Genomic DNA, 12692 nt, shown 5'->3' on the forward strand with positions numbered 1-12692 from the left:
GGCGATTGTGGCTGACCACTACGAGGTCCTGGGCGTCGAACGCGATGCCAGCCCCGAAGACATCAAGAAGGCGTACCGCCGACTGGCACGCCAGCTGCACCCCGACGTGAACCCCGGAGAAGACGCCTCCGAGCGCTTCAAGCTGGTCACCCACGCCTACGACGTGCTGAGCGACCCCGAGCAGCGCCGCCGGTACGACATGGGCGGCGACCAGAACCCCTTCGGCGGCGGGGGAGCGGCCGGCTTCGGCGGGTTCAGCGACATCTTCGAGACGTTCTTCGGTGGGGGCGGCCAGGGCGGCGGCGGACGGGGTCCGCGTCCGCGGTCGCGCCGGGAGCGGGGCCAAGACGCCCTGGTCCGTGTGACCCTCGACCTCGGCGACGTCGTGTTCGGCACCCACCGCGACCTCGAGGTCGACACCGCCGTGCTGTGCGAGACGTGCCAGGGCGCGTGCACGCAGCCCGGGACCAGCGAGGTCACGTGCGACATCTGCCACGGCTCCGGCCACGTGCAGCGCACGGTCCGCAGCCTGCTCGGGAACGTCGTCACCAGTGCCCCCTGCAGCGTCTGCCAGGGTCACGGGACCACCATCCCCTACCCGTGCGGGACGTGCCAGGGTCAGGGCCGCGTTCGTGCGCGCCGCACGGTCTCGGTCGACATCCCCGCCGGTGTCGAGTCGGGCCTGCGTCTGCAGCTGCCCGGGTCGGGCGAGGTCGGTCCTGCCGGCGGCCCCAACGGCGACCTGTACCTCGAGATCACGGTCGAAGCGCACGAGGCCTTCAGTCGCGAGGGCGACGACCTCGTCGCGACCCTCGAGGTGTCGATGCCGGATGCCATTCTCGGGACGAACACGTCGATCGAGTCCCTCGACGGCAGCGTCGACCTCGAGGTGCGCCCGGGCGTGCAATCGGGCGACGTCCTGACCATCAAGGGCCGCGGGATCACGCCGCTGCGCGGAACTCAGCGCGGCGACCTGCGCGTCGGCGTGCACGTGGTGACCCCCACGCGTCTCGACCACAAGGAGCGCGCCCTCATCGAGGAGTTCGCCAAGCGCACGAAGGCCCCCAAGCCGCGGCTTGCCGAGCACCAGCAGGGCATGTTCAGCAAGTTCCGCGACCGCTTCCGGCACTGACCGTGGTGCTGCACTTCGTCACCGACGACGCCGGGAACGCCCACGCGGGCGACTCCGTCGTGCTGACCGGCGCCGAGGCGCACCACGCCGCCGCCGTGCGGCGCGTGCGCGTCGACGAGGGGGTGACACTGGGCGACGGTCGCGGAGCGTGGCTCACGGGTGTCGTCACCGCGGCCTCGCCGAAACAGGTCGAGGTACGGGTGACGGGGCGCGAGGTCATCCCCGGACCCTCGCCGCGCTTCGTGCTCGTCCAGGCCCTGGCCAAGGGCGACCGCGACGAACTCGCCGTTCAGGCGGCGACCGAGCTCGGCGTCGACGCGATCGTGCCCTGGCAGGCCTCGCGCAGCGTCTCGCGCTGGGATGCCAAGGCCGACAAGGGCCTCGCCCGCTGGCGAACGATCGTCCGCGAAGCGGCCAAGCAGGCGCACCGGGCCTGGATCCCCGAGGTCGAGGGCGTGGCCCGCACGGCCGACCTCGTGCGTCTCGCCGCGACCTCGCTCGTGCTGGTGCTGGAGCCCTCGGCATCCGACCGTCTCACGTCCGTCGCGACGGAAGGCTCCCGCGGGCGCGACGTCGTGCTCGTGGTCGGCCCCGAGGGCGGCATCGCGCCAGAGGAGCTCTCGGCCTTGGCCGATGCCGGCGCCCGACTCGTACGCCTGGGCGACACGGTTCTGCGCACCTCCACCGCGGGGGCCGCGGCCATCTCGGTGCTGTCGGCGGCGCACGGGCGCTGGTGATCCGGGCCGCGCCTCGGCGCAACGGCCCCGCCTCGATGTCGGAGGCCCTCACTAGAATGGATGCCATGAGCGAGCCGTCGATCTTCACGCGCATCCTGCAGGGCGAGATCCCCGCCGAGATCGTCGCCGAGACCGAGAACGCCTTCGCGATCCGCGACATCGCGCCCCAGGCGCCGGTGCACCTGCTGGTGATCCCCAAGACGCAGCAATACCGCAACGTCGTCGAGCTGGCCGCGGGCGACCCCGACCTGCTCACCGAGGTCATCGGGCTCGCGAACTCCGTCGCCGCCGAGCACTCCGACGGCGACTTCCGTCTGATCTTCAACACCGGCGAGGGCGCCGGTCAGACCGTCTTCCATGTGCACGCCCACGTCCTCGCGGGCGGCCTGAACGAAAAGAGCCTGGGTGGCTGATTCCCCCGAAGAAACCGTCTCCGACCGCATCGAGGTCGACGGCGTGGCCATGGTGCAACTGCTCGGCCCGCAGGATCGCCTGCTGCGCGTCGTCGAAAAGGAGCACCCCGACGTCGACGTGCACGTGCGCGGCAACGAGATCACCCTCTCGGGCACGCCCGACGCGGTGCGCGCGGCCCGCGGCCTCGTCGACGAACTGCTCAGCATGACCCGCTCGGGTCACGGACTCGACCCGGCCGACGTGACCAGCTCGAATCGCATGCTGCGCTCCGACGGCGGACCCCGTCCGTCCGAGGTCATGGGCGAGGCGATCCTGTCGTCGCGCGGAAAGACCATCCGACCCAAGACCGCGGGTCAAAAAGAGTACGTCGACGCGATCGACGAGAACACGATCGTGTTCGGCATCGGCCCCGCCGGTACCGGCAAGACCTACCTCGCGATGGCGAAGGCCGTGCAGGCGCTGCAGCGCAAAGAGGTCAACCGCATCATCCTCACGCGTCCCGCCGTCGAGGCGGGGGAGCGGCTCGGGTTCCTCCCCGGCACGCTCACCGACAAGATCGACCCGTACCTGCGGCCGCTCTACGACGCGCTCAACGAGATGATGGACCCCGACATCGTCCCCAAGCTCATGGCGACGGGAACGATCGAGGTCGCCCCGCTGGCCTACATGCGCGGGCGCACGCTCAACGACTCGTTCGTCGTGCTCGACGAGGCGCAGAACACCACGCCCGAGCAGATGAAGATGTTCCTCACGCGCCTGGGCTTCGGCACGCGCATGGTCGTCACCGGCGACATCACGCAGGTCGACCTTCCGCAGGGCGCCTCGGGCCTGCGCCTCGTCACGCGGGTCCTCGACGACATCGACGACATCCACTTCTCGCGCCTGACCAGCGACGACGTCGTTCGACACAACCTCGTCGGCCGCATCGTCGACGCGTACAGCGAATACGACGAGAAGCGCCTGGCCGCTCGACGCGAACGCGACGAGGCCTCAGAATTCGCCACCCGTGCGGAGCGACGCGGCCCCGGTGCCGCCGGTCCCCGCGATCACCTCCCGAGACGAAACCGCTCATGACGATCGAGATCAACAACGAGTCCGACCACCAGATCGACGAACAGGTCCTGCTGCGTCTGATGGAGTACAACCTCCAGGAGCTGCACGTCAGCCCTGACGCCGACGTGGCCATCGTGCTCGTCGACGAGGGCGCCATGGAGGCTCTGCACGTCCAGTGGATGGACGAGCCCGGCCCCACCGACGTGCTGAGCTTCCCGATGGACGAGCTGCGTCCGGGCTCCGAAGACGCCCCGACCCCCGCGGGCCTGCTGGGCGACATCGTGCTCTGCCCGGCCGTCGCCGAGACCCAGGCGGTCGCCGCGAAGCACTCGACGCAGGACGAACTGATCCTGCTCACGACGCACGGCCTGCTGCACCTCCTTGGCTTCGACCACGCCGAGCCCGATGAGGAGCGCGAGATGTTCGGTCTGCAGCGCGAGCTCATCGACGGCTTCCAGGCCGTCGAGCGCCAGCGCCGCGCATGACCGAGGCCCTCCTCCTCGTCGCCGCGTTCCTGCTCGTCGCCTTCGGCGGGCTGATGGCGGCGTTCGAGGCGGCCCTGGGCGTGACCTCGAGAGTCGATCTGATCGAGCTCGGATCGGGTGGCCGTAACGCTCGGGCACTGCGCCGCATCGGCGACGACACCAATGCCCACGTCACCGCCGTCTCGTTCATCCGCGTTCTGGCCGAGACGACCGCTGCCGTGCTCGTCGCCGCCGCGTTCATGCTGATCTTCGACAACATCCTGCTCGCCGTTCTGGCCGCGGCGGTGCTGATGACGGGCATCTCGTTCGTCGCCGTCGGGGCGAGCCCCCGCTCGGTCGGACGCCAGCACGCTCGGGGACTCCTCCGAGGCGGCGCGCCCGTCATCCGGGGGATGCGAATCCTGCTCGGACCTCTCGCACACGGGCTCGTGGCCGTGGGGAACCGCGTCACGCCGGGAGTCGCGCACTCGACGTCGTTCGCGTCGGAAGAGCAGTTGCTCAGCATCATCGACGAAGCGGCCGAGAACGAACTCATCGAAGAGGACGACCGCGAACTCATCCACTCGGTCTTCGACTTCACCGACCGCTACGTGCGCGAGGTCATGGTGCCCCGCACCGACATGGTGAGCGTGGACGCGGCCGCCACCTCGCGCGAGGCCCTGGCCCTCTTCCTCGAGAAGGGCGTCTCGCGCATCCCCCTCGCCGATGACGAGGCCGACGATGTCGTGGGCGTGCTGTACCTGAAGGACCTCGTCCAGTTCGGCTTCCGCGACGAGGCCGGGTGGCGTGATGCTCCGATCCGTCGCATCGCGCGGCCGGCCGTCTTCGTCCCGGAGTCGATGAAGGCCGAGACGCTGCTGCAGCAGATGAAGAAAGATGCCGTGCACGTGTGCCTCGTCGTCGACGAGTACGGCGGGGTCGCGGGTCTCGTGACCCTTGAAGACCTCATCGAGGAGCTCGTGGGCGAGATCGCCGACGAGTACGACGCTCCCTCGACCGAGATCGTGGAGCTGCCCGACGGCCGATACCGCGTCAACGCGCGGCTGGGCCTCGACGAGGTCGGCGACCTGTTCGGTCTCGAGCTCGACGACGAAGACGTCGACTCGATCGGCGGGCTTCTGGGGAAGGCGCTCGGCCGTATCCCGCAGCCCGGCGCCACCGCCGAGCACTCCGGCCTCGTGATGACCGGCGGGGCCTCTCGCGGCCGCAACCGGGGCATCGCGACGGTGATCGTCGAACGGGCTGAGACGATGGACGATGAAGACGTCGAGGCCGACGCCTCGTCGCGTGAGAGGAACGACAGATGACCGACACCCGATCCGGTTTCGTGACCTTCGTGGGCCGGCCGAACGTCGGCAAGTCCACGCTGACCAACGCCCTCGTGGGCGAGAAGGTCGCCATCACGAGCGACAAGCCGCAGACCACCCGCCGCGCCATCCGCGGCATCGTCAATCGCCCGGGCGGCCAGCTCGTGGTCGTCGACACCCCCGGCATCCACCGCCCCCGTACCCTGCTCGGCCAGCGGCTCAACGACCTCGTCGAGCAGGTGCTCGGCGACGTCGACGTGATCGCGTTCTGCGCACCCGCGACCGAAAAGGTCGGCCCCGGAGATCGCCGGATCGCCGAGTCGCTCTCCGGCTACCCGCGGGCCAAGAAGGTCGCTCTGGTGACCAAGACCGACGCCGCGACGCGGGATCAGATCACCGAGCGCCTCATCGAGGTCGACGCCCTGCGCGAGGACTGGGCCGCGGTGATCCCGCTCTCGGCCGTGACGAACGACCAACTCGACGTGCTGAGCGATGAGTTGCTCGCCCTCATGCCGGTCGGGCCCGCTCTGTACGACGACGATGTGGTCACCGACGAGGCCCTCGACGACCGCATCGCGGAGATCATCCGCGAGGCCGCCCTCCACGGCGTGCGCGACGAGCTCCCGCACTCGATCGCCGTGACCGTCGACGACGTCGCCAAGCGCGAAGACAGCGACCTCACCGACGTGTGGGCCAACATCGTCGTCGAGCGCGACAGCCAGAAGGCGATCATCATCGGCAAGAAGGGCTCGCGCCTGGCCGACGTGGGTGCACGCGCACGCGCCGGCATCGAGCCGCTCGTCGGCGGACGCGTCTACCTCTCGCTCCACGTCCGCGTGGCCAAGGAGTGGCAGCGCGACCCGAAGCAGCTCGGCCGCCTGGGCTTCTGACCGACCCGGGCAGCACACCTCACGCCGGGGGCTACGCTCAGCGGCGACGACGCGAAACGAAAGGCGTGACCATGGCGAAGAGGTGGACGGCTCCGGCTCCCGGGCCCATCGATCAGTGGAGCTTCGACGAGGTCGAGGTCGCACCCCCCGGCTCGGGTGAGGTGACGATCCGCGTGCACGCGGCGGGCGTGAACCCGGCCGATGCGAAGCACGTCGCCTCGGCGCGTCCCGGCGCGGAGTTCCCCGTGCCGATCGGCTACGAGCTGTCGGGCGAGGTGACGGCCGTCGGTCCGGATGCCGTGGGCGGCTCGGGGGAGCTGACGATCGGCGACGAGGTCGTCGCCTTCCGCGTGCAGGGCGCCTACGCGACCGACATCACGGTTCCGGCCCGCGACGTGTTCGCCAAGCCCGCGACCCTCTCGCACGCCGAGGCGGCGAACCTGCTGCTCGCGGGCACGACCGCGGCCGAGATGATCCAGGTCACCCGCGTCACCGAGGGCGAGACGGTTCTGCTGCACGCGGCCTCGGGCGCGGTGGGCGTGAGCCTGCTCCAGCAGGCGCGCGAGCTCGGCGTCCGCGTGATCGGCACGGTGGGGCCGGATGCCGAGGCCTCGGCCGAACGCGTCCGTCGCTACGGCGGTATCCCGGTGGCCTACGGCGACGGCCTGCGCGAGCGCGTCGAAGAGGCGGCCGACGGCGCCCCGATCGCCGCCGCGTGGGATGCCGTGGGCAGCGACGAGGCCATCGACGTCTCTCTCGCCCTCGTGTCGGAACGCGACCGCATCGTCACGATCGTCGATCCCGAGCGCGCGAAAGCCGACGGGTTCCTCTGGATCGCCGGAGCGCGGCCCGAGAGCGCCCGTTTCCGCGACATCGCGCGTGCGCGGGTGCTCGAGCTTGCGGCATCCGGAGTCCTCGAGGTTCCCGTCGCGCGCACCTACCCCCTGGCCGAGGCCATCGCCGCTGTGCGCTTCGTCATGGACGGCCACCCCGGCGGAAAGGTCGCCCTGCTGCCGTGAGCGCGTCGCCGTTCGTCCTGCCGCCAGCGCCTGAGACCCTTGAGGTGACCAGCGAGCGGGTGCGCCTGCGCCCGTTCGAAGAGCGTGACCTCGAGGCCATGGCTGCGTACCGCGGTGACGCCGAGGTCTGCCGTTTCCTCCCGTTCGAGCCGCAGTCGCCCGACGACATCCGTGCCCGGAACGGCCATCTGATGGGCGGAACGAGTCTCGAGGGCGAGCGCGGCGGCGTGATGCTCGTGATCGAGCGCGTCGACGACGGCGCGGTGATCGGCGACCTCGTGCTCTTCCACCTCGATGCCGGAGCCGGGTCGGCCGAGGTGGGCTGGGTGGTCAGCCCCGCGGCATCCGGTCGAGGCCTCGCCACCGAAGCGGTGCGCGCGCTGATCGACACCGCATTCGACGTGTACGGACTGCGTCGGCTGACGGCGCAGATCGACGCCGACAACGTCCGCTCGGCGGCCCTCGCTGAACGGCTCGGCATGCGGCGCGAAGCGCACTTCGTCGAGAACGAGTGGTTCAAGGGCCGGTGGAGCGACTTGCTCGTCTACGCCGTGCTCGACCGCGAGTGGGCGGCCGCCCGACGGAGCGCCTCGTGAGGGACTGCTACGATCGCTCCATGCGCTTCGGTGGCCAGCTTCTTCTTAGTTGCCGCGACGAGTCCTCGATCTAAGGGCCTTCCTCGTCGCGGAGATCGTCGTCGGCCCCACCGAACGAATCTAAAGAAGCGACACATCATGAAGAACACCCAGAAGCCCACGTCCGCTCCGGTGCACAAGTACCGTCCCTTCCACGAGCAGATCCAGGTCGACCTGCCCGATCGCACGTGGCCGTCCACGCGCATCGAGGCCGCACCCCGCTGGTGCGCCGTCGACCTGCGCGACGGCAACCAGGCGTTGATCGACCCGATGAGCCCCGAGCGCAAGCGCGTCATGTTCGACCTGCTCGTGAAGATGGGCTACAAGGAGATTGAGGTCGGCTTCCCGAGCGCGAGCCAGACCGACTTCGACTTCGTCCGTCAGCTCATCGACGAGAACCTGATCCCCGACGACGTCACCATCCAGGTGCTGACCCAGGCGCGCGAGCACCTGATCGCCCGCACCTACGAGGCGATCGCCGGCGCCAAGCAGGCCATCGTGCACCTGTACAACTCCACGAGCGTGCTGCAGCGCGAGGTCGTGTTCCGCACCGACGAGCAGGGCATCGTCGACATCGCGCTCGAGGGCGCGCGCCTGTGCAAGAAGTACGAGGCGACGATTCCCCAGACCGAGGTCTACTACGAGTACTCGCCCGAGAGCTACACGGGCACCGAGCTCGAGTTCGCCCTGCGCATCTGCAACGAGGTGCTCGAGGTCTTCGAGCCGACCGCCGAGCGCAAGGTCATCCTGAATCTGCCCGCCACGGTCGAGATGGCCACGCCCAACGTCTACGCCGACTCGATCGAGTGGATGTCGCGCCACCTGAACCACCGCGAGAACGTCATCCTGTCGCTGCACCCCCACAACGACCGCGGCACCGCCGTGGCCGCCGCGGAGCTGGGCTACATGGCCGGCGCCGACCGCATCGAGGGCTGCTTGTTCGGCAACGGTGAGCGCACCGGCAACGTCGACCTGGTCGCCCTCGGCATCAACCTGCTGACGCAGGGCATCGATCCGCAGATCGACTTCAGTGACATCGACCAGGTCAAGCGCACGGTCGAGTACTGCAACCAGCTGCCCGTTCCCGAGCGCAGCCCCTGGGCCGGCGACCTCGTCTTCACCGCGTTCAGCGGGTCGCACCAGGACGCCATCAAGAAGGGCTTCGAGGCGATGGAGGCCCGCGCGACCGCCGAGGGAAAGACCGTCGACGAGATCGAGTGGGCCGTTCCCTACCTGCCGATCGACCCGAAGGATCTGGGCCGGTCGTACGAGGCGGTCATCCGCGTCAACTCGCAGTCGGGCAAGGGCGGCGTCGCGTACCTGCTGAAGGCCGACCACGCGATCGACCTGCCCCGCAAGCTCCAGATCGAGTTCTCGGGCGTCGTGCAGGCGCGGACGGATGCCGAGGGCGGCGAGGTCTCGAGCGCGCAGATCTGGGACATCTTCAACGACGAGTACCTGCCGTCGACCGTCGACGACCAGCGCTGGGGCCGCTTCGAGCTGCTGTCGACGCGCTCGTCGAGCGACATGTCGGGCGACGTACACCTCGACGTCTCGCTGCGCGACGGCGACACCACGCACCCGGCCTCGGCCGTGGGCAACGGTCCCGTCGCAGCCTTCCTCGAGATCGTGCGCGCACAGGGGTTCGATGTGACGCTGTACGACTACGTCGAGCACGCTCTCAGCTCGGGCGGCGACGCGCAGGCCGCGGCCTACGTCGAGCTGCAGGTCGACGACCAGCGCCTGTGGGGCGTGGGCATCGACGGCGACATCTCGACCGCGTCGCTCAAGGCGATCGTGTCGGGCGTGAACCGCGCGATTCGCACCCGTCAGGACTCCGGCGCCCTGGCCGGCGTCTGACCCGCGCGAAAGAGACGAAGACCGTGGCCTACGCCCACGGACACCACGAGAGCGTGCTGCGTTCCCACGCCGTGCGCACCGTCGCCGATTCGGCGGCCTATCTGGTGTCTTCGCTGTCGGCCGGCACCCGCATCCTCGATGTGGGCGCCGGCCCCGGCTCCATCACCGTCGACCTCGCCGACCGGGTCTTCCCGGGAGAGGTCGTCGGGGTGGATGCCTCGTCGGGCGTCGTCGAGGTCGCCCGCGCCGCCGCGGGGGAGCGCACGAATGTGACCTTCCGCACCGGCGACGCCTACGCCCTCGACGTGCCCGACGCCTCGTTCGACATCGTCCACGCCCACCAGGTGCTGCAGCACCTCGAGCGTCCCGTCGACGCCCTGCGGGAGTTCCGCCGCGTCGCCGGGCCCGACGGACTGGTCGCGGTGCGCGACGTCGATTACGGCGGCGTGATCTGGCATCCGCTCATCCCCGCCCTCGACGACTGGCTCGAGATCTACCACGGCGTGCACCGCGGCTCGTCGGGCGAGCCCGACGCGGGTCGGCGGCTCAAGGCGTGGGCCCGCGAGGCGGGGTTCACCCGCATCGAGGCCAGCGCGAGCGTATGGGTGTTCGACACCCCCGATAAGCGCGCGTGGTGGGGCGGCATGTGGGCCGATCGCGTTCTCGCCTCCGCGTTCGCCGGACACGCGAAGCGCCTCGGCCTGGCCGACGACGCGCAGCTGCAGCGCATCTCGGACGCGTGGCGCGAGTGGGCCGAGCACCCCGACGGGTGGATCCTGCTGCCGCACGGCGAGGTTCTCGCCCGCTGGTGATCGCGAGTGGGCGTCGATGCGAGGATGAGACCGTGATCCGCGTCGACGCCCTCTACCGCTACCCCGTGAAGGGCTTCACGCCCGAGGAACGCGACAGCCTCGTCATCCAGGACGACGGCCGTGTTCAGGGGGACCGCTCGCTCGTGTTCCGCTTCGCCGATGCCCTCGAGCCGGCGGATGCCACGTTCCCCAAGAGTCGCGGACTCGCGCTCATGACCTTCCCGACGTTGGCGCGCGTCGAGCTCGCCCTCGACGATGAGGCGCTGACGCTGCGGCTCCGGGTCGACGACATCGACGTCACCGCCGATCTCAGCGACGAGGGCCGCGCCCGACTCAGCAAAGCGGTCACCGCCTATCTGCGCACGACGAGCGATGCGAAGCTGCTCGAGGCCGACGGCATCCTGCCCCTGGGTCTTCTCGGTGACGGTCGCACCGCACGCTTCCAGGACCGCCCGCGCGGATTCATCTCGCTGCATGGCGCCGCCTCGGTCGAAGAGGTGGATGCCGCGGTGCCCGCGCCCGTCGACGATCGCCGCTTCCGCTCGAACATCGTCGTCGGCGGCACCGCGCCGTGGGCCGAACTCGAGTGGCGGGGCCGCGTGCGGATCGGCGAGGTCGAGTTCGAGGTGCAGAAGCCGATCGAGCGCTGCGCCGCGATCACCGCGAACCCCGACACGGGGGTGCGCGACGCCCGGCTGCTGCGCGTGCTGACCACGGAGTTCGGTCAGTCCGAGCCGACGCTGGGCATCCTGCTGCTGCCGGTCGCCGACGGCGGCACGATCCGCGTCGGCGACGAGGTCACGCCCCTCGCCTGACGGCGCATCCCCGCGTGAGGGGTCGGAAACTGTCGCTTCCGCCTGTTCCAGGCGACACAAGATGACCCCCCGCGCGCGCAGGCCCCGCCGCATCGCGTGAGGGGTCGAAAACTGTCGCTTCCGCCCGGGCCAGGCGACACGAGATGACCCCTCACGCGCGCGGCGCCTGGCTCACTCCGACTCGTCGACCCGGATGATCGGAATGCCGGTGGTCTCGACCGCGACCTTGCGGCGGTAGATCTTGCGCTGCTCGGGTAGCGAGAGGTCGAAGATCACGGCGAGAACGCGGATGATCGTCGTCACGATCACGCCGATCACCGCCGCGACCGGAAGCGGCACCCCGAACGCCGCGGTGGTCGCCAACACGACGCACCCGCCACCGGCGGCGACCGCGTACAGCGAACCGACGTGCATGATCGCGACCGGCAGCCCCATCAGCACGTCGCGCAGCACGCTGCCCCCGGCCGCGGCGAGCACGCCGACGAACACCGCGGGAACCGCCGGCATGCCGAGGGCGAGCGCCTTCGACGTGCCGAAGGCGCCGAACAGGCCGATCACCACGGCGTCGAGCATGACGATCGCGCGGTTCAGCCGCTGGAAGATCCCCGACAGCAGCATGCCGACGATCGAGGCGAGCGTCGCGGTGATCAGGTACCAGTTGCTCTGCAGCGTCGCGGGGGTGAGCCCCAGCAGCAGATCGCGGATGAGACCACCGCCCATGCCGAGCAGGATGCCGATGATCGCCACCCCGAGCAGATCGAGGCGCCGCTGCCCCTGGAAGCCAGACGCGAACAGCGCGCCCTGCACACCACCCAGGGCGACGGCGGTGAGATCCGCCCACAGGGGGATGACGAAGACCGAGGCGTTCACGGCATCCATTCTCCGGGAAGGGGTTCGAGCACGGGGGGAGGCGCGGCATAGTCTCGGCGAATGGACCCCGCGTGCCTCCGCTCGGATGCGGCGACCCTTCTCACGGCGCTGACACCAGGGAAGAAGCGCCGATCGACGATTCGCGGCATCCTCTCGACGTGGGACATGGTCCAGGTGGGCATGCCGAGCCGGGAAACCCTCGAGGCCACCGCGGGAGCGCTCAGCGCGGCGAAACTGATAACCATCGATGACGACTGGCGGCTCAGTCTCACCGCCGAGGGTGCCCGGATACGGGCGATCCCCTCCGGATGGGCGGGGATGCGCACATTGCCTTCGGTGATCGAGAAGCACCTCCCGCCCCTCGCCACCGACCCGCGCGTGACGCTGCCCGCCGAGCTGTACGACAGCGCTCGCGCCGATCACCTGCGACCGAGGCGCGGAACGCCTCGCGGGCTGCGATGGTTCCTCGAATGGGGTCAGCCCAGCTGGCGGCGCAATCGCGACCGCTGAGCAGCGCGCGTTAGCACCGCGCGCGAGCCCACGTCCAGCGGCGACGCGCGTGACGAGGATGCGGTTGTATCGGTGAGAGGGCTGATCCGATGCGCCTGGAGTGTCGAGGCGGTCAGCAACCGCGGAAAAGGAACGCACATGCACGGGGGGGGG

Annotated in this window: 14 protein-coding genes; 13 read left to right on the forward strand and 1 reads right to left on the reverse strand. The window is 70.0% G+C overall.

Features of this window, described 5'->3' with window-relative positions:
- The first annotated feature begins 7 nt into the window (after positions 1 to 7).
- The 12 genes from dnaJ (at position 8) to ASE56_RS14710 (ending at position 11159) form a co-directional block, all read left to right on the forward strand.
- Entirely contained in the window at positions 8 to 1132 is a 1125-nt protein-coding gene (gene dnaJ / locus ASE56_RS14655) for a molecular chaperone DnaJ (RefSeq protein ID WP_056231240.1), read from the forward strand.
- Between the two features lie 2 nt (positions 1133 to 1134).
- Positions 1135 to 1869 (forward strand): 16S rRNA (uracil(1498)-N(3))-methyltransferase, encoded by a 735-nt coding sequence (locus ASE56_RS14660; protein ID WP_056231246.1) that lies wholly within the window; start codon positions 1135 to 1137, stop codon positions 1867 to 1869.
- A 65-nt stretch (positions 1870 to 1934) separates the two neighbouring features.
- The gene (locus tag ASE56_RS14665) at positions 1935 to 2282 is read left to right on the forward strand and encodes an HIT domain-containing protein (RefSeq protein ID WP_056232343.1); all 348 of its coding nucleotides are present in this window, start codon (positions 1935 to 1937) and stop codon (positions 2280 to 2282) included.
- Positions 2283 to 2331: 49 nt separating this feature from the next.
- Entirely contained in the window at positions 2332 to 3357 is a 1026-nt protein-coding gene (locus tag ASE56_RS14670) for a PhoH family protein (RefSeq protein ID WP_235557024.1), read from the forward strand.
- Entirely contained in the window at positions 3354 to 3821 is a 468-nt protein-coding gene (gene ybeY, locus ASE56_RS14675) for an rRNA maturation RNase YbeY (RefSeq protein WP_056231259.1), read from the forward strand. The genes ASE56_RS14670 and ybeY overlap by 4 nt, the downstream gene beginning before the upstream one ends.
- Positions 3818 to 5128: a hemolysin family protein gene (locus tag ASE56_RS14680; protein ID WP_056231264.1), complete on the forward strand. Its 1311-nt coding sequence runs from the start codon at positions 3818 to 3820 to the stop codon at positions 5126 to 5128. The genes ybeY and ASE56_RS14680 overlap by 4 nt, the downstream gene beginning before the upstream one ends.
- Complete coding sequence (era, locus tag ASE56_RS14685; RefSeq protein WP_056231267.1) at positions 5125 to 6018, forward strand: GTPase Era; 894 nt, start codon at positions 5125 to 5127, stop codon at positions 6016 to 6018. The genes ASE56_RS14680 and era overlap by 4 nt, the downstream gene beginning before the upstream one ends.
- Positions 6019 to 6089: 71 nt before the next feature.
- Entirely contained in the window at positions 6090 to 7037 is a 948-nt protein-coding gene (locus ASE56_RS14690; RefSeq protein ID WP_056231271.1) for an NADP-dependent oxidoreductase, read from the forward strand.
- Positions 7038 to 7081: 44 nt separating this feature from the next.
- Positions 7082 to 7633 (forward strand): GNAT family N-acetyltransferase, encoded by a 552-nt coding sequence (locus ASE56_RS14695; RefSeq protein ID WP_056231275.1) that lies wholly within the window; start codon positions 7082 to 7084, stop codon positions 7631 to 7633.
- A 138-nt stretch (positions 7634 to 7771) separates the two neighbouring features.
- Positions 7772 to 9532, forward strand: coding sequence for a 2-isopropylmalate synthase (leuA, locus tag ASE56_RS14700; RefSeq protein ID WP_056231278.1), 1761 nt, complete (start codon positions 7772 to 7774; stop codon positions 9530 to 9532).
- A 23-nt stretch (positions 9533 to 9555) separates the two neighbouring features.
- Entirely contained in the window at positions 9556 to 10344 is a 789-nt protein-coding gene (locus ASE56_RS14705; protein ID WP_081349740.1) for a methyltransferase domain-containing protein, read from the forward strand.
- A gap of 32 nt (positions 10345 to 10376) precedes the next feature.
- On the forward strand, positions 10377 to 11159 hold the full coding sequence (locus ASE56_RS14710) for an MOSC domain-containing protein (protein ID WP_056231282.1): 783 nt from the start codon (positions 10377 to 10379) through the stop codon (positions 11157 to 11159).
- A 171-nt stretch (positions 11160 to 11330) separates the two neighbouring features.
- Here ASE56_RS14710 and ASE56_RS14715 read toward each other — a convergent pair whose 3' ends face one another.
- Positions 11331 to 12029: a trimeric intracellular cation channel family protein gene (locus tag ASE56_RS14715; RefSeq protein ID WP_143017865.1), complete on the reverse strand. Its 699-nt coding sequence runs from the start codon at positions 12027 to 12029 to the stop codon at positions 11331 to 11333.
- 60 nt (positions 12030 to 12089) lie between these two features.
- Between ASE56_RS14715 and ASE56_RS14720 the strand changes: the two genes are divergently transcribed.
- Positions 12090 to 12539, forward strand: a complete 450-nt coding sequence (locus tag ASE56_RS14720) for a hypothetical protein (protein WP_056231291.1) — start codon at positions 12090 to 12092, stop codon at positions 12537 to 12539.
- The last annotated feature ends 153 nt before the right edge of the window (positions 12540 to 12692 follow it).

The organism is Microbacterium sp. Leaf203, from assembly GCF_001421275.1.
In the GTDB taxonomy this organism is placed as follows: Bacteria; Actinomycetota; Actinomycetes; order Actinomycetales; family Microbacteriaceae; genus Microbacterium; species Microbacterium testaceum_A.

Excerpts from the sequence above, each read along its gene's own strand:
- ASE56_RS14680 (WP_056231264.1), top strand. The coding sequence starts at position 3,818 with ATGACCGAGGCCCTCCTCCTCGTCGCCGCGTTCCTGCTCGTCGCCTTC.
- ASE56_RS14720 (WP_056231291.1), top strand. The coding sequence starts at position 12,090 with ATGGACCCCGCGTGCCTCCGCTCGGATGCGGCGACCCTTCTCACGGCG.
- era (WP_056231267.1), top strand. The coding sequence starts at position 5,125 with ATGACCGACACCCGATCCGGTTTCGTGACCTTCGTGGGCCGGCCGAAC.
- ybeY (WP_056231259.1), top strand. The coding sequence starts at position 3,354 with ATGACGATCGAGATCAACAACGAGTCCGACCACCAGATCGACGAACAG.
- ASE56_RS14670 (WP_235557024.1), top strand. The coding sequence starts at position 2,332 with ATGGTGCAACTGCTCGGCCCGCAGGATCGCCTGCTGCGCGTCGTCGAA.
- ASE56_RS14690 (WP_056231271.1), top strand. The coding sequence starts at position 6,090 with ATGGCGAAGAGGTGGACGGCTCCGGCTCCCGGGCCCATCGATCAGTGG.
- leuA (WP_056231278.1), top strand. The coding sequence starts at position 7,772 with ATGAAGAACACCCAGAAGCCCACGTCCGCTCCGGTGCACAAGTACCGT.
- ASE56_RS14665 (WP_056232343.1), top strand. The coding sequence starts at position 1,935 with ATGAGCGAGCCGTCGATCTTCACGCGCATCCTGCAGGGCGAGATCCCC.